Source organism: Arthrobacter sp. MMS18-M83 (genome assembly GCF_026683955.1).
GTDB lineage: Bacteria > Actinomycetota > Actinomycetes > Actinomycetales > Micrococcaceae > Arthrobacter.
In genome coordinates this window covers 4,447,355-4,467,696 of record NZ_CP113343.1, presented here as the reverse complement: position 1 = coordinate 4,467,696, position 20,342 = coordinate 4,447,355, and the positions used below count along the sequence as shown (strand labels likewise).

15 protein-coding genes are annotated in these 20,342 nt (G+C 63.2%); 5 read left to right on the top strand and 10 right to left on the bottom strand.

All coding sequences use genetic code 11. From position 1 onward, the window contains the following. Positions 1 to 87: 87 nt before the first annotated feature. Together OW521_RS21080 and OW521_RS21075 are read left to right on the top strand one after the other, a co-directional pair. Positions 88 to 3,189: a PAS domain S-box protein gene (locus tag OW521_RS21080; RefSeq protein WP_268021443.1), complete on the top strand. Its 3,102-nt coding sequence runs from the start codon at positions 88 to 90 to the stop codon at positions 3,187 to 3,189. Positions 3,190 to 3,708: 519 nt separating this feature from the next. Continuing rightward, the gene (locus tag OW521_RS21075) at positions 3,709 to 5,436 is read left to right on the top strand and encodes an HNH endonuclease signature motif containing protein (RefSeq protein ID WP_268021442.1); all 1,728 of its coding nucleotides are present in this window, start codon (positions 3,709 to 3,711) and stop codon (positions 5,434 to 5,436) included. A 198-nt stretch (positions 5,437 to 5,634) separates the two neighbouring features. On the opposite strand, the gene nrdF is transcribed toward OW521_RS21075, so the two are convergent. From nrdF to nrdH, 4 genes are all read right to left on the bottom strand, one after another. Next, entirely contained in the window at positions 5,635 to 6,609 is a 975-nt protein-coding gene (nrdF, locus tag OW521_RS21070) for a class 1b ribonucleoside-diphosphate reductase subunit beta (RefSeq protein WP_265981378.1), read from the bottom strand. Positions 6,610 to 6,727: 118 nt separating this feature from the next. Beyond that, positions 6,728 to 8,875 carry a class 1b ribonucleoside-diphosphate reductase subunit alpha gene (gene nrdE, locus OW521_RS21065; RefSeq protein WP_268026034.1) on the bottom strand — a complete coding sequence of 716 codons (2,148 nt, stop codon included), beginning with the start codon at positions 8,873 to 8,875 and terminating at the stop codon, positions 6,728 to 6,730. 11 nt (positions 8,876 to 8,886) lie between these two features. Next, positions 8,887 to 9,357 (bottom strand): class Ib ribonucleoside-diphosphate reductase assembly flavoprotein NrdI, encoded by a 471-nt coding sequence (gene nrdI / locus OW521_RS21060; protein ID WP_268021441.1) that lies wholly within the window; start codon positions 9,355 to 9,357, stop codon positions 8,887 to 8,889. 56 nt (positions 9,358 to 9,413) lie between these two features. After that, on the bottom strand, positions 9,414 to 9,656 hold the full coding sequence (nrdH, locus tag OW521_RS21055; RefSeq protein WP_028267421.1) for a glutaredoxin-like protein NrdH: 243 nt from the start codon (positions 9,654 to 9,656) through the stop codon (positions 9,414 to 9,416). 497 nt (positions 9,657 to 10,153) lie between these two features. Here nrdH and OW521_RS21050 point away from each other — a divergent pair, with 497 nt between their 5' ends. Both OW521_RS21050 and OW521_RS21045 read left to right on the top strand, forming a co-directional pair. Continuing rightward, positions 10,154 to 11,131: a LysR family transcriptional regulator gene (locus OW521_RS21050; protein WP_268021440.1), complete on the top strand. Its 978-nt coding sequence runs from the start codon at positions 10,154 to 10,156 to the stop codon at positions 11,129 to 11,131. 51 nt (positions 11,132 to 11,182) lie between these two features. Further along, the gene (locus OW521_RS21045) at positions 11,183 to 11,689 is read left to right on the top strand and encodes a DUF2004 domain-containing protein (RefSeq protein WP_268021439.1); all 507 of its coding nucleotides are present in this window, start codon (positions 11,183 to 11,185) and stop codon (positions 11,687 to 11,689) included. 97 nt (positions 11,690 to 11,786) lie between these two features. On the opposite strand, the gene metE is transcribed toward OW521_RS21045, so the two are convergent. Further along, entirely contained in the window at positions 11,787 to 14,120 is a 2,334-nt protein-coding gene (gene metE, locus OW521_RS21040; RefSeq protein WP_268021438.1) for a 5-methyltetrahydropteroyltriglutamate--homocysteine S-methyltransferase, read from the bottom strand. Positions 14,121 to 14,185: 65 nt separating this feature from the next. Then, the gene (locus OW521_RS21035; RefSeq protein ID WP_268021437.1) at positions 14,186 to 15,154 is read right to left on the bottom strand and encodes a methylenetetrahydrofolate reductase; all 969 of its coding nucleotides are present in this window, start codon (positions 15,152 to 15,154) and stop codon (positions 14,186 to 14,188) included. Between the two features lie 450 nt (positions 15,155 to 15,604). Here OW521_RS21035 and OW521_RS21030 point away from each other — a divergent pair, with 450 nt between their 5' ends. Beyond that, entirely contained in the window at positions 15,605 to 15,808 is a 204-nt protein-coding gene (locus OW521_RS21030; RefSeq protein ID WP_268021436.1) for a hypothetical protein, read from the top strand. 18 nt (positions 15,809 to 15,826) lie between these two features. On the opposite strand, the gene OW521_RS21025 is transcribed toward OW521_RS21030, so the two are convergent. The 4 genes from OW521_RS21025 to OW521_RS21010 form a co-directional block, all read right to left on the bottom strand. After that, on the bottom strand, positions 15,827 to 16,654 hold the full coding sequence (locus OW521_RS21025; protein WP_268021435.1) for a carbohydrate ABC transporter permease: 828 nt from the start codon (positions 16,652 to 16,654) through the stop codon (positions 15,827 to 15,829). A 47-nt stretch (positions 16,655 to 16,701) separates the two neighbouring features. Then, positions 16,702 to 17,598, bottom strand: a complete 897-nt coding sequence (locus OW521_RS21020) for a carbohydrate ABC transporter permease (protein ID WP_268021434.1) — start codon at positions 17,596 to 17,598, stop codon at positions 16,702 to 16,704. Positions 17,599 to 17,601: 3 nt separating this feature from the next. Beyond that, positions 17,602 to 18,957, bottom strand: coding sequence for an extracellular solute-binding protein (locus OW521_RS21015; protein WP_268021433.1), 1,356 nt, complete (start codon positions 18,955 to 18,957; stop codon positions 17,602 to 17,604). 104 nt (positions 18,958 to 19,061) lie between these two features. After that, positions 19,062 to 20,315 carry an ROK family protein gene (locus tag OW521_RS21010; RefSeq protein WP_268021432.1) on the bottom strand — a complete coding sequence of 418 codons (1,254 nt, stop codon included), beginning with the start codon at positions 20,313 to 20,315 and terminating at the stop codon, positions 19,062 to 19,064. Between the last annotated feature and the right edge of the window lie 27 nt (positions 20,316 to 20,342).

Genomic DNA, 20,342 nt, shown 5'->3' with positions numbered 1-20,342 from the left:
GGAGGGCCACACCGGCACACCCAGGCGTCCGCGGATGTGGGCGGGCTTGTCATCCATTCAGCTCTGGGGGCCGAAATGACAAACGGAATGCGACCATTGGACCACGTCGGCTCTTATGTGGGCCTCGTTGAGGCAGTACCCGACGCATTGCTGGTGATCGACCAGGACGGGCAGATCACGTTCGGCAATGCCTGCACAGAGCGGCTCTTCGGCTATTCGCGCAGCCAGCTGCTTGGCAAGCACTATGAAATGCTGCTTCCGGCGCGGTTCAAGGGCCACGGTGGCACCATCCGAGACCTCTTTGCCAGCGATCCTGGAATACGCCGGGCGGGCACTGACCTGAAACTGTTCGGCCGTAACCGTGACGGCACCGAGTTTCCCATTGAGATCAGCTTCGCTCCCCTCGGCGTCGGACCCGGTATGCAGCTCGTCGCCTCCATCCGCGAAGTAAGTGACCGCAGCCGCGTTAACGCGGAACTCCGTGATGCCCTCTCCCTTCTCAGTGCCACCCTGGAGTCCACTGCGGACGGCATCCTGGTTGTCGCGGCAGACGGGACGATTGCGGGGGCGAACGAACGGTTCGCCGCACTGTGGGGCATCTCCGCGGATCTTATGGAGTCCCACGACGACGGCCGGCTGTTGGCTTTCGTCCTGGATCAACTCACGGATCCCGACGGCTTCATAGGCAAGGTCCAGGAACTGTACGCCGATCCGGGCGCGGAGAGCTTGGACATGTTGGAATTCCGTGACGGGCGGACGTTTGAGCGTTATTCCCGGCCCCAACTGGTCGGGGATGAGATCGTGGGACGGGTCTGGAGTTTCCGAGACGTTACTTCCCGCCAGCTCGCACGGGACCAGGCGCGGGCGGCGCTCGCCCAAGTGGAGGGTCTGGCCGCCATCGTTGAATCCTCGGCCGACGCAATCATTGGTATGACGCCCGAGGGCCTCATCACCAGCTGGAACCTTGGGGCCGAAAAGCTGTACGGATACACTGCCGCTGAAGCGATCGGGCAGAACGTCCGGCTCCTCATTCCGGACCACCTCCAGGCGGAGGACGAGGTACTGGCCGCTGTCCTGAATGGCGGACAGGCCCGCAGCTTTGAGACAGACAGGGTGCGAAAGAACGGGTCCATTGTGCCCGTGTCCTTGACGGTCTCCCCGATCCGCGGCGAACACGGAGTTATCGGAATTGCGACCATCGGGCAGGACATCACCGCTCGGCGTGCCGCTGAAGCCGAGCTGCGGGCTGCCCGGGAGGCGGCCCTGGAATCGAGCAGGTTGAAGTCCGAGTTCCTGGCGACGATGAGCCATGAGATCCGTACCCCCATGAACGGAGTCATTGGCCTGACTACGCTTCTACTGGACACGCCGTTGGATGAAGCGCAACGCAAATACGCCGAAGGGGTTCAGACCGCTGCCGGAGCTTTGTTGACCCTGATTAACGACATCCTCGATTTCTCAAAGTTGGAGGCTGGGAAAATCGACCTGGACATCACCTCCTTCGATCCGCAGTACCTGATGGATGACGTTGCCGGGCTCCTGGCCGAAGCCGCCCAAGGCAAGGGCTTGGAACTCATCGCGTACTGCCATCCCGATGTTCCCGCACAGCTAGCCGGTGATGCCGGCCGGATCCGGCAGATCCTGCTGAACCTGGCCTCGAACGCCGTCAAGTTCACCGCGTCCGGTGAGGTCGCCATCCGGGTGAACGTCGCGGACCAGGACGCAAGAACCGCGCTAGTGCGGTTCGAGGTCAGTGATACCGGTATCGGTATCGATACCGCGGATCATTTGCGCTTGTTCGATTCGTTCTCCCAAGCGGACGCATCCACCACCCGTCGGTACGGTGGAACAGGGCTGGGACTGGCCATATGCCGGCGTCTGACGGAGGTGATGGGCGGGGAAATCGGTGTGACAAGTACCCCGGGTGAGGGAAGCACGTTCTGGTTCTCTATCCGATTGCCTCTGGCTAAGGAACGCGGGCGCCTTGCCACCACTCCGGTCCCGGGCCTGCTGACGGGCCTGCGGGTTCTGGTGGTCGACGACAATGCCACCAATAGGTTCGTGTTGGAATCGCAGTTGAAGACGTGGGGACTGCGGCCGGACGCGGTGGCCGACGCGCGCACGGCCCTCGAACGATCCCGGACGGCAGTCGCCGCCGGGCAACCCTTCGACGTCGCAGTGCTCGACATGTGCATGCCGGACATGGACGGCCTCGAGCTTGCCCACGAGCTCCACAGGGACCCCGCCTTACGGGGCGTGCGCCTCATGATGCTGACGTCCGCGTCCCAGGTATCCAAGGCCGATATGACTGAGGCGGGAATCAGCGAATGGCTCACGAAACCCGTACGCGGCTCCGAACTCTACGACCGCCTTATGCGGCTGGTGGCGGGCAGCCCGACGATCGAGCCAGCGTCCTCACTGGCGCGGCCTCCGATGCCGGACAGGCCTTCCCGGGGCAAAATCCTTGTGGTGGAGGACAACGCGGTGAACCAGCTCGTCGCCTGCGAAATGGTTGCCAAACTGGGCTACCAACCAGAGGTGGTTGCCGATGGTGCCGAGGCTGTTTCCGCTATCGCCGCCCACTCCTATGCGGCTGTGCTCATGGATTGCCACATGCCCGTCATGGACGGCTTCGAAGCCACCAGGAGCATTCGGGCACAGGAAAGCCGCGCTGAGCACCTGCCCATCATCGCCATGACTGCCGGAGCCCAGGACGAAGATCGGGAGCGCTGCCTCTCCGCTGGCATGGACGACTACCTCAGCAAACCAGTCGATCTGGTTGCCTTGGATGAAGCCCTCAAGCGGTGGGTTCCCCGCGGGGTAACTCCCGAAGCTGAAGCGCCGGCTGTTGATCCGGAACGCCTCGCGGTTCTTCGTGAATTGGGTCCGGCGGACGGGCGTGGTCTCTTGCCGTCAGCTGCCGGAGCCTTCCGGCGCGGCGTCCCCACCAGCGTCGCCGCCCTTCATCAGGCATTGGACGATGGTGGCGGAGGCGCACTCGAACAAGCCGCCCACACACTCAAGGGCTCCGCCGCCAGTATCGGGGCCACCGGTGCTGCATCCCTATGCCAGGAATTGGAGGATCTGGGGCGCAACGGCGGTGGCCAATCGGGTACCGAGCTGCTGACCCGGCTTCTCGCCGAGCTGGTTCGGGTGGACGAAGAGTTGGAGAACGCGTTGCATACGTAGGCTGCCCGCGTGTTTGGCGGCTCTACCTGGAAAACGAGTAGGCGGCACTCGTGCCTCAGGGCCGGAAAAGATGTTGAATTAATACAGGAAAATATCGCGGCTTGAAACAGACCGGCCGACCCTCCGGGACCGGCATTGGACGGGGCCGACGGCGGGAGGGCCCCTGGAGCCCGGGGCTCGGGGTCCTCTACCCCAGACGCCGCCGGCCCCCCATTTTGTGGAAGTCGCCTGCTGACCTACCGCGGAGCGGTCTATGGACATGGTTACTTTGCCGATGACCTGAGCGAAACCGCCGTTGCTTTCGCCCGGAACGCGATGCCTGGGCATTGCCGGTGCAGGGCGCGGGTTCTGCAAAGCCAGGCACATCCATCGGCAACCGTCACCGTCGGAGGAGCGCGGGACTGCCCAACCCCTCTCCGGGGGCGGCACTCTCCTCGGCGCCAGTCCGTGTCTGCGAGAGGTGCACACCAACCCAAGCGGCGGCACTAAATTGTCAGTGCCTCCTGCGATGCTGTGGGTATGGATGGAAGGACAGCCTGGACTGCGGACAGCAGGGCCGCCGTGGAGGCCATTGCCGTGTCCGTTGCTGTGCTTGCTGGCTTGAGCGGCGCCGGCGCGGTGCGCTCCGGGACGCCCGGCCTCGATTCCCCGCAAGACACCGTTTTCCCGCGGCACGCCGAGTCCCCGCCGGGCGCCGATCCGCTGCGGCGCCTGGCGGATGATTGCCTGGACGGCCTCGCCGAGGTGGCCCGGCTGGAAGCCAGGACCGCCGCGCTGAAAGCGACGCTCGCCGCGGACTACGTCCACGCGGCCAGGCTCCTGGCGTCACCGGCGGCATCACCGCAGGAATCCACCGCCCAGGAGCTGGCCCTGCTCGCCGAGGTCGCCTGCGTCCTGACCGTCAGCGAACGAACCGCCGGCGCGCTCCTGTCCGAAAGCCAGGCACTGACCACGGTGCTGCCGCGGACCCTGGCGGCCCTTGAGTCCGGGACGATCTCCTGGCAGCACGCCCGGATCATGGTCGAGGAAACCGGCGGCCTGGACCCCGCCGGGGCAGCCGCCCTGGAAGCGCACTTCCTGGACCCCGACGCGCCCAACCCTGCCCGGGGGTGCCCGGCCGGGGACCTCGTCCCGTCCCGGTTCCGGGCCAAGGCCCGCACCTGGCGGGAACGCCACCACCCCGTCGGCCTCGAGGAACGCCACGCCGCACGAGCCCGGGACCGGCGCGTCGAATACCTCCCGGACCGTGACGGCATGGCATGGATCTCCGCCCACCTCCCGGCAGATACCGCCGCCGGGATCTGGGAACGGACCACCGCCGCCGCCCGCGCCCTCCAAGGCCCCCACGAGGCCCGCACCCTCGCCCAGCTCCGCGCCGACATCACCGCCACCTGGCTCCTCACCAACCACACCACCGGCGGGACAGTCACCGGCAGGACGGTCACCGGCGGCACGCGAGCGGGCGGGGCCGGACCAGGGCGGCAGGGAACGGGCGGGGCGGGGTGCGTCCCGTCCCCGAGGGCGCAGGTCCTGGTCACCGTCCCGGTCCTGTCCCTCCTGGGCGCCACCGAGGAACCGGCCATGCTGGACGGGTACGGGCCGATCCCGCCCTCCATGGCACGCCGCCTGATCACCGACGGCGCCGACTCCTTCCACCGCGTCCTGACCGACCCCCGCGACGGCGCGCCGCTGGAAATCGGACGGACCAGCTACCGCCTCACCAAGGCCCAGCGCCAATGGCTGAGGCTCCGCGACGGCAAATGCCCCTTCCCCGGCTGCAACAACCACTCCCTGGACAACGACGCCGACCACCTCCTGGCCTGGGCCGAGGGAGGCACCACCGGCATCTCCAACCTGGGCCAGCCCTGCCCCAAACACCACCGCCTCAAACACCGGACCGCATGGACACCCACCACCGCCAGCAAGAACCACCCGCCCGGGTGGACCTCACCCTCACAACGGCACTACCCCAGCGAACACCAGGACTGGGAACCACCCCGCTGGCCACACCATGTCCCGATCACGGAGACGGACACGGACTCGGACACACGCCCGGACCAAGAAGTGCCCGCACATCCCGAACCGGAACTGCCCCCGGATCCCCTACCGGACTGGCACTCCTTCACAGCCGCACACCCATGGCCCCACGCCGACGCCGACGCCGACGCCCACGACACGCACGATCCCGGCCGGCCCGCGCCCCCGAACGACCCCCTCACTGAAGGTGCCGTGTTCCAAGGCACCTGATCGCCAACACCTTCAACGGGAGGCAGATTTAGAACCAAGTGAGCCCACAGTCACAGCGGACGAGAACAACAGTCAGACGTGATTCTCAGGGCTCCTCGACTGGGGCGGCACAAGAAAGCTGGCCGGCTTGTCCGCATGTACGAGCGGACAAACCGGCCAGCTTGACTTCAATCTGATCAGGGACGTGTCACGGCCGCCTTAGAACTCCCAGTCCTCATCCTCAGTATTTACAGCCTTCCCAATCACATAAGAAGACCCAGACCCCGAGAAGAAGTCGTGGTTCTCATCGGCATTAGGTGACAGTGCCGACAGGATGGCCGGGTTCACGTCGGTGACGGAAGCCGGGAACATGGCCTCGTAGCCGAGGTTCATGAGGGCCTTGTTGGCGTTGTAGTGCAGGAACTTCTTGACGTCCTCAGCCAGGCCGACGCCGTCGTAGAGGTCGTGCGTGTACTGGACTTCGTTTTCGTACAGCTCGAAGAGCAGCTCGAAGGTGTAGTCCTTGATTTCCTGGCGCCGTTCCTCGGAGACCTTTTCCAGGCCCTTCTGGAACTTGTAGCCGATGTAGTAACCGTGCACGGCTTCGTCGCGGATGATCAGGCGGATGAGGTCTGCCGTGTTCGTGAGCTTTGCACGGGAGGACCAGTACATCGGAAGGTAGAACCCGGAGTAGAACAGGAACGATTCCAGCAGCGTGGAAGCGACCTTGCGCTTCAGGGGATCGTCGCCCTGGTAGTAATCCATGACGATCTGGGCCTTCTTCTGGAGGTTCTCGTTTTCGAGGGACCAGCGGAAGGCGTCATCGATCTCCTTGGTGGAGCACAGGGTCGAGAAAATCGACGAATACGACTTCGCGTGCACCGACTCCATGAAGGCGATGTTGGTGTACACAGCCTCTTCATGGGGGGTGATGGCATCCGGAATCAAGGAAACGGCGCCTACGGTGCCCTGGATGGTGTCCAGCAGGGTCAGGCCCGTGAAGACGCGCATGGTGAGCTGCTGCTCGTCCGGTGTCAGGGTGTGCCAGGACTGGACGTCGTTGGACAGCGGCACCTTCTCCGGCAGCCAGAAGTTGTTGACCAGGCGGTTCCAGACCTCCACGTCCTTGTCATCCTGGATGCGGTTCCAGTTGATTGCTTCGACGTGGCTAAGCAGCTTGACCTTCTCGGTCATTTCGTCCCCTTAACGTATGTGTTCTTTAAGGTAAGCGTACGACGCCGGGCGCTCACCCGGCGTCGTACTCTTCAGTTTTGAGGCGCGGCGGCTGCCGCAAATAAACAACCGTTATCGGTTACAGCATGCAGGAAACGCAGCCCTCAACCTCGGTCCCTTCCAGCGCGAGCTGGCGGAGGCGGATGTAGTAGAGCGTCTTGATGCCCTTGCGCCATGCGTAGATCTGCGCCTTGTTGATATCACGCGTAGTGGCGGTGTCCTTGAAGAACAGGGTCAGGGAGAGGCCCTGGTCCACGTGCTGCGTGGCAGCGGCGTAGGTGTCGATGATCTTCTCGTAGCCGATCTCGTACGCGTCTTGGTAGTACTCCAGGTTGTCGTTGTCGAGGTACGGAGCCGGGTAGTAGACGCGGCCGATCTTGCCTTCCTTGCGGATTTCGATCTTGGCGGCCACCGGGTGGATCGACGATGTCGAGTTGTTGATGTAGCTGATGGAACCCGTGGGCGGCACGGCCTGCAGGTTCTGGTTGTAGATGCCGTGCTCCATGACCGAGGCCTTCAGCTCACGCCAGTCATCCTGGGTGGGGATGTGGATGCCGGCAAAGAGCTCGCGGACGCGCTCGGTCTCAGGAGCCCATTCCTGCTCGGTGTACTTGTTGAAGAACTCGCCGCTTGCGTAGGTGGAGTTCTCGAAGCCGCCGAAGGACTGGCCGGTCTCGATGGCCAACCTGTTCGAGGCACGCAGTGCGTGGAAGAGCACCGTGTAGAAGTAGATGTTGGTGAAGTCCAGGCCCTCTTCGGAACCGTAGTGGACGTGCTCACGGGCAAGGTAGCCGTGCAGGTTCATCTGGCCAAGGCCGATTGCGTGGCTCTGGGCGTTGCCCTGCGCAATGGACGGCACCGAGTTGATGTAGGACATGTCCGACACCGCGCTGAGGGCACGGATGGACGTCTCGATCGACAGGCCGAAGTCCGGGGAATCCATGGTCTTGGCGATGTTCATCGAACCAAGGTTGCAGGAGATGTCCTTGCCGACCGTCTCGTAGCTGAGGTCCTCGGCGTAGATGGACGGCGTGGAAACCTGCAGGATCTCAGAGCACAGGTTGCTCATGGTGATCTTGCCGGCGATCGGGTTGGCCCTGTTCACGGTGTCCTCGAACATGATGTACGGGTAGCCGGACTCGAACTGGATCTCCGCGAGGGTCTGGAAGAACTCGCGGGCGCTGATCTTGGTCTTCTTGATCCGGGAGTCGTCCACCATCTCGTAGTACTTCTCGGTGACCGAGATGTCGGAGAACGGGACGCCGTAGACGCGTTCGACGTCGTACGGGGAGAAGAGGTACATGTCCTCGTTCTTCTTGGCCAGCTCGAACGTGATGTCCGGGACCACGACGCCGAGGGACAGCGTCTTGATGCGGATCTTCTCGTCGGCGTTTTCACGCTTGGTGTCCAGGAAGCGGTAGATGTCCGGGTGGTGGGCGTGCAGGTACACGGCGCCCGCACCCTGGCGGGCACCGAGCTGGTTGGCGTAGGAGAAGCTGTCTTCGAGGAGCTTCATGACCGGGATGACTCCCGAGGACTGGTTCTCGATCTGCTTGATCGGAGCGCCGTGCTCACGGATGTTGGTCAGCGAGAGGGCCACACCGCCGCCGCGCTTGGACAGCTGCAGCGCGGAGTTGATGCCGCGGGCGATCGACTCCATGTTGTCTTCGATGCGCAGCAGGAAGCAGGAGACCAGCTCGCCGCGCTGGGCCTTGCCGGCGTTGAGGAAGGTAGGCGTGGCGGGCTGGAAACGGCCGTCGATGATTTCATCGACAAGGCGGCTGGCAAGTTCTTCGTTGCCGCGGGCAAGGTGCAAGGCAACCATGCAGACGCGGTCCTCGTAGCGCTCCAGGAAACGCTTGCCGTCGAAGGTCTTCAGCGTGTAGGAGGTGTAGAACTTGAAGGCGCCAAGGAAAGTCTCGAAGCGGAACTTCTTCTTGTAGGCGCGGTTGAACAGGTCACGGATGAAGTTCATCGTGTACTGATCGAGCGTCTCGCGCTCGTAGTACTGGTTCTTGACCAGGTAGTCCAGCTTCTCTTCCAGGTCATGGAAGAAAACGGTGTTGTTGTTCACGTGCTGCAGGAAGTACTGGTGCGCGGCCTCGCGGTCGGCGTCGAACTGGATTTCCCCGTTCGGACCGTAAAGGTTCAACATGGCGTTGAGCTCATGGTAGCCAAGGCCTTTGTAGGCCTCCGGCAATGGCTTCTTGACCTTGGCGGTATCCATAGCGCCCTTGGTTACTTCTGTGTCTGCGACAGTCGTGTCCAAAACTTTTCCAATCCTTGATTGACCCGGTCAACATCTTCCGGAGTCCCCATGAGTTCGAATCGATAAAGAAGCGGAACCCGGCATTTGGTGGCGATGATGTCTCCCGCCATGCAGTAGTTTTCCGCGAAGTTGGTGTTTCCTGCTCCGATGACGCCGCGGATCAGTTCCCTGTTCTGCGGGTTGTTCAGAAACCTGATGACTTGCTTGGGCACCGATCCTTCGCCATTCGTACCGCCATAGGTGGGCAGCACAAGGACAAACGGTTCCAGTGCGAGCAGCGGCGCGTCCTTGGCATGGAGCGGGATGCGTGCCGCGTCGACGCCGAGCTTCTGGACGAAGCGCTTGGTGTTCTCAGATGTGGAGGAAAAGTAGATCAGGTGACTCCGCGTGCTGACAGCCTCAGCCGTTGCTTGAGCAGGTGCTGTTGCCGGCGCTGCCATGGGAGTCACCTCGACTACATTGGAATACTTTGTTGTTGTGGCGAAGTCCTGAAAAACTAGGCCACAGAAGCGGCAGCCAGTGCCAGCTCTTCGATCTTGTCCGGACGGAATCCTGACCAGTGGTCCTGCTCGGTCACCACGACGGGAGCCTGCATGTATCCAAGGGCCTTCAGGCGCTCCAGGGCCTCGGCATCCTGGGAGATGTCAACGCTCTGGTAGGCGATGCCCTTCTTGTCGAGTGCACGGTACGTTGCGTTGCACTGAACACAGGCCGGCTTCGTGTAAACCGTAACAGTCATGATCCCTGTCCCCTTTGTTGAAGTCTTTGCTCTTCGTATTGGCAGGCCCTGACCGGAACTGGTTCCGACTCCGATGCTGGCCCGCTGGCCGCTAAGGCAGCCAAACGCTCTATTCATGTCTTGTGCTGGTTTCCCGCTCAATCCGTAAATCGATACTACATGTAGTGCAAGCGCCTCAGCGGAACCCCAAGATGATGTATTACAAGTATGTCATTTTGCGCACCGGTAGTCCACAGGCAAAGGGGGTAAAAATGTCCGTGAATCCGCCAAATCCGGAGACGTAATCCACACCCTGTGGACTACTTAGCCACAATTAATCGTCAGCGTGTCGCTTGGATCCCGGCGTGTCGCGGCATCCTGCAAACACCGTTTCGTGAGTCGCCCGCCACACTCCAACGGGCTGAAGAGGCACAGCAACAGCAGGCGCGGAGACGGAATTCACACAGCTATGCTGGCTTCCACGGTCTTTCGACCGGCATCGAGCCTAAGGATCACTGATGGTCAACCTTCTCCACCTGCGGACGCTGCTTGAGGTCACGCGGCTCGGCTCCTTCGCGGCGGCCGCCACGCGGCTCGGCTATACCGCGTCGGCCGTATCCCAACAGATGGCAGCCCTGGAACGGGACACCGGCGTCGAACTGTTCCACCGTTCCGCACGCAGTGTGGTTCCCACCGAAGCCGCCCTCACCATGGTGCGCCATGCGTCCAAGGTGCTCACCGACGTCGAGACCCTGTTGGCAGCCGCCTCGCGGAGCACCGACTCCCCCGCGCAGGAGCTGCGGCTTGGCATCTTCCCGAGCCTGGCGACGTACGTATTGCCGGACATCCTGCGGAACCCGCGCTGGAAGAAACTGGGGATTGAACTGCGCGTGTGGGTGGCCGAACCTGCCCAGACCATCCAAGGCCTCCGCACCGGCGGCGAACTGGATCTGGCGCTCGTGTACCAGGTGGGGCAGTCCGGGCTCGCGTGGCCACACACGTTGGAACGGCAGTGGATCGGCGACGACGACTTCCGGGTGGTGCTCCCCGCGTCCTGGGGTATCCGGGAAGACGCCGAAATGCAGGCCTCGCAACTCTCCGACATGCCATGGATCATCCACCACCCGGGCACCAGCGACGCCGTCGTGATCGAACGGCTGTTTGCCAGCTGCAATCTGCACCCGCGCGTCGTCGCCTACAGCGACGACTTCCACGCCAGCCTCGAGATGGCTGCCGCGGGGCTCGGCGCCGCGCTGGTACCGGAACTGGCACTGCGGCACCGGCCTCCCGGCGTCGTGGTTCTGGACGTGCCGGACATCCGGCTGGCCCGCAACGTGTTCGCCCTGCTCATCAACGAAAAGCGCACCGCGCAAGTGCAGCTCTTCACGGAACTGCTGGCGGACACGCTTCGCGGGAGCGCTGCGGCAGTCCGGGCCGGCGCTACCGCGACCACGCCCAAAGTGACCCAAAAGTCAACGCCCAAACCACGCGCCTGAATTCTTCCAAGATGCTGGAACACGCCGCTTGTTTGGGACTATCTTGAAGACATGAGCAAGGTAGCGAGCAAACATTTTGGGGAAATCGAGCTCAACCACGGGCGGGAGCACTGTTACGTGGCTTCGCACGAGCTCGCCGGAAATCCCCTCGAACTGGACCTGAACGTCACGGCACATGACCACTTCGACGAGAGGGCACTCCACAAGGTGGACTACCGCCTGAGCTACCTCCCCGAGTTGGTGGACCAGGTCCGGGACATGATTGCCGAGGAGCTGGACCAGGACGGCACCAACTCCCAGCAGTTCCTCCACTTCCACTCCACGCAGCTCAAGGAAGAGCAGCTGGAGGCGGTGTTCGGCGTCCGAGACAAGGCGCAGCTCACCAAAGACGTCTTCCTCAAGGCCCTCAAGCTTGGCCACGTGGCGATCTACCCGGGCCAGCCGGAGCGCTACTTCGTCCTCGATTTCACCCTGGGCTCACACTTCACCGACGAGCTCCTGGTGGTCGCGGCGGATGAGGACGGCGTGGTGGACGACGAAATCCTCTGGGAGTCCTGAAGAAGGACTGAAGGTCCTGACGCAGAACTAAAAGAGTACGACGGCGGCCGGTCACCTTTCGAGGTGACCGGCCGCCGTCGTTTGTCCTACTTGGGCGTTACTTGGCTGCTTCCAGCAGTCCGGCGCGGACCGTCTTGGTGGCCTTGACCAGGTTGCGCAGGGACTCTTCGGTCTCGGCGTAGCCACGGGTCTTCAGGCCGCAGTCCGGGTTGACCCAGAGCTGGCGGGACGGAACGTGCTTGACGGCGGTTGCCAGGAGCTCGGTGACTTCGGCCTCACCCGGGACGCGCGGCGAGTGGATGTCGTAGACGCCCGGACCAACGCCACGGCCGAAGTGGTGTGCCTCGAGGTCGTGGACAACCTCCATGCGGGAGCGGGCTGCCTCGATGGAAGTGACGTCGGCGTCAAGGCCGTCGATCGCGTCGATGATCACGCCGAACTCCGAGTAGCAGAGGTGGGTGTGGATCTGGGTTGCGTCGGCCGCACCGGCGGTGGCCAGGCGGAAGGAGTCAACCGACCACTTCAGGTAGGCGGCGTGGTCGGCCTTGCGCAGCGGAAGAAGCTCGCGCAGGGCGGGCTCGTCCACCTGGATGACCTTGATACCGGCAGCTTCGAGGTCGGCGATTTCGTCACGCAGTGCCAGGCCTACCTGGTTGGCGGTCTCGCCCAGCGGCTGGTCGTCGCGGACGAAGGACCAGGCCAGGATGGTGACCGGACCGGTGAGCATGCCCTTCATCGGCTTGCTGGTCAGGGACTGTGCGTATTCGGCCCAGGCAACCGTGATGGGAGCCGAGCGGGTGACATCGCCCCAAAGGATGGACGGACGGGTGCAGCGGGAGCCGTAGGACTGGACCCAGCCGTGGACCGTGACGTCGAAGCCTTCGAGGTTCTCGGCGAAGTACTGGACCATGTCGTTGCGCTCGGGCTCGCCGTGCACCAGGACGTCGTAGCCGAGTTCTTCCTGCAGGTCGACGACGCGCTTGATCTCGTCCTTCATCAGCTGCTCGTACTGCTCGTTGCTCAGCTCGCCCTTGTTGTTGCGGGCGCGGGCCGAGCGGATTTCCGAGGTCTGCGGGAAGGAGCCGATGGTGGTGGTGGGCAGCGGGGGCAGGTGCAGCGCTGCTTCCTGGGCGGCTTCGCGGACCGAGTACTCCGAGCGGTTGAAGTCGGCCTCGGTGAGGGCTGCGGTGCGGGCACGGACGTCGGCACGCTGGACGCCTTCGGCGGTGGCGCGGGAGGCGATCACGGCGGAAGCTTCGTCGATGGCGGCCTTCGCGGAAGCGGGGTTGGCCAGGTAGTCCGCAAGGGTCTTGACCTCGACGGCCTTCTGGTCAGCGAACGCAAGCCAGCTGCGCAGTTGCTCGGAGAGCTTGGTCTCCTCGGCGGTGTCGTGCGGAACGTGCTGGGTGGAGGTGGAGGTGCTGACGGCGAGCTTGCCGGCTGCGGCCTTCAGTTCGTCCAGCTTTGCGGCCGAGACGGCGAGGTCGTTGCGCCAGATGTTGTGGCCGTCGACGACGCCAGCAACCAGGGTCTTGTTGCCCAGGCCGGCCAGGGCTGCTGCGGACGGGACCGCGCCCTTGAAGACGTCGATGTGCAGGGCATCGATGTTGGTGGCGGCAAGAGTGCCGAGCTGGCCATCGAGGGACCCGTACGGGGTGGAGACGAAGAGCTGCGGGCGCGCTGCGGCACCCGAGAGGACCTCGTAGGCACGGGCAACGGCAGCCTGGATTTCCGAGGCCGGGGTGTCCTGGTCAACAACCAGGGCGGGCTCGTCCAACTGGATCCAGCTGGCGCCGGCGGCGGCGAGCTTGCCGAGCAGTTCAACGTAGACCGGGAGGATGTCCTCAAGGCGGGACAGCGGAGCGAAGCCTGCGGGGGCGTCGTCCGAAGCCTTGGACAGGAGCAGGTACGTCACCGGGCCGACGATGTACGGACGGGTCTCGATGCCGTTGGCCAGGGCGAACTCGAATTCCTCGACGATGCGGTTGGAGGCGAGCTTGAAGTCAGTCTCGGGGCCGATTTCCGGGACGAGGTAGTGGTAGTTGGTGTCGAACCACTTGGTCATTTCCAGCGGCTGCTGTTCCTTGTTGCCGCGGGCCAGGGTGAAGTAGCCATCGATATCGAGCTGGCCTTCGGCATTGAGCAGCTGGCCGAAACGGGCCGGGACGGCGCCCAGGTGTGCGGTGGCGTCGAGCACCTGGTCGTAGAAGGAGAAGGTGCCAGGAACGGCGGCGGCTTCGTTGAGGCCCAGTTCCTGGAGTCGCTTGGCAATTGTCAGCTGGATGTCCTTGGCAGCGGCGTCAAGGGCGGCAGCGTCGATCTTGCCTGCCCAGTAGGCTTCAACGGCCTTCTTCAGTTCGCGGCGGCGCCCGATGCGCGGGTAGCCGAGGAGGGAGGCTGCGGGGAATTGGGTGGTGTTCTGCTCAGTCATTCGAATTTCCTTCAAGAAGTTGGTGGAAAAGGTTTGTTGTCTTTGGGGCTGCGTTGTAGCCAGGTTCAGCTGACGAGTTCCTGACGCCGGGCGATGGCGCTGAGCCGGCTGGCAGGGCGGGCCGGCCGGGGCAGGGCAAGCTTGTCCAGCACGTCCAGGGCACAGGTGTGCTCGTTGAACGTATAGAGGTGGATGCCCGGAGCGCCTGCGTGGAGGGCTGCGTTGGCCAGGTCCACCGTGGCGCGGACCCCGATCTTGCGCCGTTCGGCGTCAGTGTCCGCGGCGGCAAGGCGTTCGATGAGTTCCGGTGCCGGTTCGACGCCGGTGAGCTCGCCGAGGCGCTTGAGCCGGCGAAGGCTCGTCAACGGCATGACGCCCGGAATGATCGGGATGGTGACTCCTGCGCGCCGGGCACGCGAGATCAGGTCGGCATATTGCTCGGTGTGGAAGAAGACCTGCGTGATGGCGAAGTCGGCTCCCGAGCGCTGCTTCGCGAGCAGTACCTCGACGTCGTGCTCGATGCTCGGGGACTCGGGATGGCGGGTGGGGTAGGCGGCCACCCCGACCGCGATCTTGCCTGCGCACAGCAGGGCCGAGCGTCGCTGTTCCACGCGGCGGATCAGTTCGATCAGATCCTGGGCGTAACGCAACGAGCCGCTGACCGGCTTGCCGCTGTCCTTGGGCAGGTCACCGCGCAAGGCAAGGATGCCGCGCACGCCGTTATCCAGGAGTTCGCCAATGATCTCGGCCAGCTCCTGCGGGGTGTTTCCGACGCAGGTCAAGTGGGCCAGCGGCCGGAGGGTGGTTTCAAGCAGCAGCCGGTTGATGAGCTCGACGGCGGTGTCGCGGTTGGAGCCGCTGGCGCCATAGGTGACGGAGACGAAGTCGGGATCCGTGGCCTCAAGCTCGCCGATGGTGGTCCACAGGGATTCCGCAGCCGCTGGAGAGCGGGGCGGGAAGAGTTCGTAGGACAAGGCGACGGGAGCGGCCCCGGTCAAGTTTGGATGGGTGTCGATAAGGCTTGGTGGTGACATTTGCGTCCTTGGCTGTGTGTCAGCGGGCCCGCGTCCAGGGACTTGAAAACCAAGGCCGTGGACTGCAGAATCGGTGAATTGAGTTTGGGGATACACGCAACGAACTCCAGCAGGGCGCAGCCGCGACTGTTACGCCTGTAATGAAGTTGTCCGTGTGCAAATGTCAGGCCCACATGGGGGCACCCACACCCTCCTGCCTGCCTTCGAGAGGCAGATCCGGCGGAGGATCGCTGACACGTTACCGCGGTAACTTGACTATGACTCTAGATCGGGGCCCCGGGCGCCACAAATCGTCCACCGAATTAAGACGCAGTTTTACGCTACGTTTCGCCCGATTTCTGAAGATTGTTCGTTTGAACTGCGGCGAGGCTTGACCGGCAAGGAGTAGGCCCCGGAGAACCCCGTCCGGAAGCCCTCCCCATGCCGGTCCGGCAGGACTATTCTTTTGCCATGATTCAGCTTCCAGCCAGTTATCAGGAATACCTCGAAGGCAAGGATGAGAGGTTCATCCAGACCATCCGCCCCATCCTGATGCAATCCGCCGCGGACAAGCTTCACGGTGTCCGTGTCCTCTATAACCCAGGGCTGACCGGCCACCAGGCCCACCTCGACGATTCCATTCCGTACGGCACCATCGTGGAGGACATCGACTGAGTCCTGGCTGCCTGCTGCTCAGCCCTTCATCGCCCCGGAGAGCGCAAACGCGCTGCCCGAGCCCCGTGCCACCACGGTGTAAAGGACGAGCACGGGGACCGAATACAGGATGGAGAACGCGGCGAGTTCCCCGTAGGCGATGGCTCCATGCTGGCCGAAGAAGCTGAAAACGGAGACCGCGGCCGGCTGCTTGGCGGTGGACAGCAGCAGGATGAACGGGACGAAGAAGTTCCCCCAGGCCTGGATGAAGACGAAGATGAACACCACGCCCAGCCCTTGCCCCATCAAGGGCAGGACGATTCTCCGCAAGGTGGCCAGTCCCGAGGCGCCGTCCATCCAGGCCGCCTCCTCCAATTCCAGGGGCACGGAGTCCATGAAGTTCTTGGTCATCCAGATGGCCATGGGCAAGGTGGTGGTTGCCATGAAGAAAATCGTCGCCGGCATTGAATCCAGCAATTGCAACTGCACGAACAAGCCATAGACCGGCACCATGATTGCCGTGACCGGGAGCGACGTGCCGAACAGGATCGCATACAAGAACGGCTTGTTGAATCGCGACTGGTACCGGGACAGCGGATAGGCCGCGAGTACCGCAGCCGCCAGGTTCACGACGGCGGTACCAGCAGACAGCAGGAGGCTGTTCACGAGCGGCAGGAACAACAGCTCAGGAGTCAGCACAGCGGCAAAGTTGGCGAACGACGGCGATTGCGGCCACCGCGTCTGGTATCCGGCGTGCGGATCAACGGAGGCAAGAAGCAGCCACGCAAGCGGCAGCACAAAGCACAAGCCAATCACGGCCAAAGCTGCATTGGCAGCTAACCGGACGCGGGGTCGTCTCCCCGCCACCGCCGTCGGGCGCCTTTCGGTAAACCGCGGGTCACGACGCAGGGATGTCACTGGTTCGCCCTGCGGAGGAGCCTGACGTACACCGTTCCGAAGACCATGCCGATCAGGATCAACACCGAAGCGATCGCGGTGCCGTACCCGATATCTCCGAGCTTGAAGGCTTCCTGGTACGCGAGCACCGGCAAGGTGGTGCTCGCGTTGGAGGGGCCGCCAGCCGTCATCACCCAGATGAGGGTGAAGACTGCGAGCGTCTGGAGAGTGACCAGCATGAGATTCGTGGCGATGCTCCCACGGATGATCGGCAGGGTGATGAAGGCGAGCCGCTGCCACCCCCGGGCGCCGTCCATGAGGGCGGCTTCGGAAATGTCGCGCGGGACCTGGGCGAGGGCCGCCCGGTAGACCAGCATGGAAAACGCGGTGCCCCTCCAGACATTCGCCAGGATGACGGCGGCCATGGGGAACGCGTACAGCCAGTTGGCGCCGTGAACGCCGAGCAGTCCCAGGAGCTGGTTGAGCGTGCCGTCCTGGCTGAAGTACGCATACGCCGCGAAGGCAGCAACGATCTCCGGCAACACCCACGAGGCGATCACTGCGGTGCCCACGAACGACTCTGTGGCACCCCCGGATTTGGTCATCAGAAGGGCGATGAGCAGGCCCAGGGCGTTCTGTCCGAGTATCGCGGACACAGCCACGAAGACCACTGTCAGCCAGGCAGAGAGCGGGAAGACGGAATCCGTCAGCATCCGGGCGTAATTGTCCAGGCCGATCCATTGAGGGTTCAAGGCGGCCTTGCCGGACAACGCGACGTCGGTGAAGGAGGCGTAGAAGGACCACGCCACGGGTGCCAGCATGAAGAGGAGCAACAGCAGGATTGACGGCGCTACCGGCAGCAAGCGGAACCTGCGACGCAAAGAGCCGCGATATGGGGAATCAGGGACTGGCATGCGTCATTTCTGCATGACCTTGGCGTCACCGACCAGTTTCTTGACCGAAGCGTCGTATTCTGCTGCGGCCTCCGCTGGGGCTTGTTTGCCGGTGATGACGGCCTCGGTGGCCTGCTGGACTGCGAGGGAGATCTTCGGGTAGTCAGCGGTCGCCGGGCGATAGTGTGTCACGCCCACAAGATCGGAAACGTCCTTCACAAACGGGTTGGCCGCTTGGTAACCGGGATCTGAAGCGACATCGGCGCGGACGGCGATCTGCGAATTGTTGACATCGAAGGCGAGCGCGTTTTTCTTGTTCACGGCAGTGGCCAGGAACTTGAAAGCCAAGTCCGGGCTCTTGGTCTTCGCGCCAACGGCGAGCGTCCACCCGCCGGACATGCTCACACCGCCGGGATCCTTCCCGAACTGGGTGGGGAACTTGGCTACGGCCATATCCTGCGCATAGCCGGCCCATTCGAAGGAACCGCCTTTTTGCCAGAACGACGGCGCGTACGAGCCTTCCACGGTGGCGCCCATTTTGCCCTGGGGCAGCCACTCACCAAAGACTTTCTTCCACACATTCGAATCGAGCGCGTCCGCCGGTGTCACGGCGAGTTTCTCGTCGTACAGGGTCTTCAGGAACTGGAGCGAATCGGTGAAGCCCTTGGATCCCACCACCCACTTCTTGTCGCGTTCCGAATACAGCGAGTTTCCCGTGCCATAAAGCAGTTCGTAGAAGCTCTGCATGACCGTTCCCTCACCGGTTCCTTTTCCGGCGTACATGTTGAAAGGCACCAGGCTCGGATCCGCGGCCTTCATTTTGCGGGCCGTAGCCAGGATGTCATCCCAGGTTTTTGGCTGCCAGGGCAACGGTATGCCGGCCTTCTGGAGGACTGTCTTGTTGTACCAGATCGCCCTGGTGTCCGTGCCGAGCGGGACGGCATAGATACTGCCGTCGTCACCGCGTCCCGCGGCCTTGGCACCCTCGTTGAATTTGGACCACTCGTCCCAGTTGGCCAGTTGCGAGTCGAGTTTCAACAGGTATCCGGCGTCGACGTCCGAACGGACCTTGAAGGTGTCCTCGTAGAAGACGTCCGGTGCTGTGTCCTGAGACCGCTGGGCCAGCGCGAGCTTGGTGCCGTAGTCGTCGTCGTTTGCTTGGATAGGCTGCAGGTCCACGGTGACGCCTGAGTTGGCGGCTTCGAATTCCTGTTTGGCGTCTTTAAAGACCTTGTCCAGGGCGGTGAACGAGTCCGTCTTTTGATAGACGATCTTGATGGTCTGTTTTTCATTGGTTTGCGGTTGGGTGGAACAGGCGGCCGAGGCCAAAAGGCCCACTAAGCCGAGCAGTGCTGCTCCGATCCGGGCTGGGCGACGCATGACGCTCCGATCTTTTCAAGCGGCTGCAGCCCCCACACTTCAGCTGGCCCAGCCTGTTGCCGATATTAATAAACACTGCCCTGCGACGCAGGGCAGTGAAAGGCTTAGCCTTCCAACAGGAGCCGCTGGGCGCGCGGCGCAAGGGTGTGTTCCAGTACCAGGCAGGCCGCCCCAATCGCCCCGACGTCTTCGCCCACCCCGGTCCCGACAACCTCAATGCCGTGAATACTGTTCGCGGCGCTGTTGGCGGCTAGAAGGGGAGGAATTCGATCCAGATATCGCTCGGACATGCGGCCCCAGAACGGGCCTCCAAAGACGACGCGTTCGACGTCGAGGGTGTTGGTCACCACCGCGACGGCCCGGGCAACCAGCACCGCCGACTTGTCGATAATGGCGATGGCGCGTTCGTCGCCTGAATCCGCGGCATCGCAGAGCCTTGCAAAGCCTTCCTGGACTTCGGGCCCCTCTGTACCCTTACGGCCACCGTCCAGGACGCCCTGCTCTTCGGCCTCGGCCACGAGGACCTGCGGGATGCAGGAGGACTTGACGCACCCGCGCAGACCGCAATCGCATGGGGGGCCGTCCGGGTCGACAATGATATGGCCGATTTCACCGGCGTTCCCTGATGTTCCGCGGACCACTTCGTCGTTCAGGACGATGCCGCAGCCGATGCCGGTACCCATGTACATGAAAATGAAGCTACCCGTACCGCTTGGTCCGCCAGCCCACGTTTCCGCGACGGCTGCGCTAGTCACGTCCTTATCCACGAGGGTCTCCAGCCCCGTGGCTTCGGCGAGGGCGTCCCTCAAGTGCACCCGGTCCCACCCCACCATCAGGGGCGGGTCGACCACGGTACCTTCATCGAGGTCTATGGGTCCCGGCGCCGCGACACCAAGTCCCGCGATCTTTCCCTGATCAACACCGGAGTCTTCGATCAGCGCCTTGATTTCCTCCGCGATTGCGGCGATGACGCGCTGCGGATTGCCGCCGGCAGGAGTAGGAATCCGGGAATGCTTCACGACGTCGCCCACCAGGTCCAGGACCACGGACGTAATGACTGCAGGATCAAGGTGGACGCCCAGCGCATACATTCCGGCGGGGTTCAGGCGCAAGATGGTGCGCGGTTTCCCCGGACCGCTGCCTTCCTTGCCTGCCTCGACAATGAGCCGTTGATCCAGCAGGCGGCGGGAGATGTTCGAGATTGTCTGCGGTGAAAGTCCAACGATCTGGGCCAGTTCCACCCGGCTCAGTCCGCCCGATGAACGCCTGATTGCGTCGAGGATGACGGTCAGGTTGAAGTCCCCCATGCGTGGCAGATTGGTTCCGCGCCTCGGAGTCGGCTGGCGGATCTCAGTCACGGATTCCCCTAAAATCATTCGAATAAT

Coding starts and splice junctions, on each gene's coding strand:
- OW521_RS21080 (WP_268021443.1), top strand. CDS start 88: ATGCGACCATTGGACCACGTCGGCTCTTATGTGGGCCTCGTTGAGGCA.
- OW521_RS21075 (WP_268021442.1), top strand. CDS start 3,709: ATGGATGGAAGGACAGCCTGGACTGCGGACAGCAGGGCCGCCGTGGAG.
- nrdF (WP_265981378.1), bottom strand. CDS start 6,609: ATGACCGAGAAGGTCAAGCTGCTTAGCCACGTCGAAGCAATCAACTGG.
- nrdE (WP_268026034.1), bottom strand. CDS start 8,875: ATGGATACCGCCAAGGTCAAGAAGCCATTGCCGGAGGCCTACAAAGGC.
- nrdI (WP_268021441.1), bottom strand. CDS start 9,357: ATGGCAGCGCCGGCAACAGCACCTGCTCAAGCAACGGCTGAGGCTGTC.
- nrdH (WP_028267421.1), bottom strand. CDS start 9,656: ATGACTGTTACGGTTTACACGAAGCCGGCCTGTGTTCAGTGCAACGCA.
- OW521_RS21050 (WP_268021440.1), top strand. CDS start 10,154: ATGGTCAACCTTCTCCACCTGCGGACGCTGCTTGAGGTCACGCGGCTC.
- OW521_RS21045 (WP_268021439.1), top strand. CDS start 11,183: ATGAGCAAGGTAGCGAGCAAACATTTTGGGGAAATCGAGCTCAACCAC.
- metE (WP_268021438.1), bottom strand. CDS start 14,120: ATGACTGAGCAGAACACCACCCAATTCCCCGCAGCCTCCCTCCTCGGC.
- OW521_RS21035 (WP_268021437.1), bottom strand. CDS start 15,154: ATGTCACCACCAAGCCTTATCGACACCCATCCAAACTTGACCGGGGCC.
- OW521_RS21030 (WP_268021436.1), top strand. CDS start 15,605: ATGATTCAGCTTCCAGCCAGTTATCAGGAATACCTCGAAGGCAAGGAT.
- OW521_RS21020 (WP_268021434.1), bottom strand. CDS start 17,598: ATGCCAGTCCCTGATTCCCCATATCGCGGCTCTTTGCGTCGCAGGTTC.
- OW521_RS21015 (WP_268021433.1), bottom strand. CDS start 18,957: ATGCGTCGCCCAGCCCGGATCGGAGCAGCACTGCTCGGCTTAGTGGGC.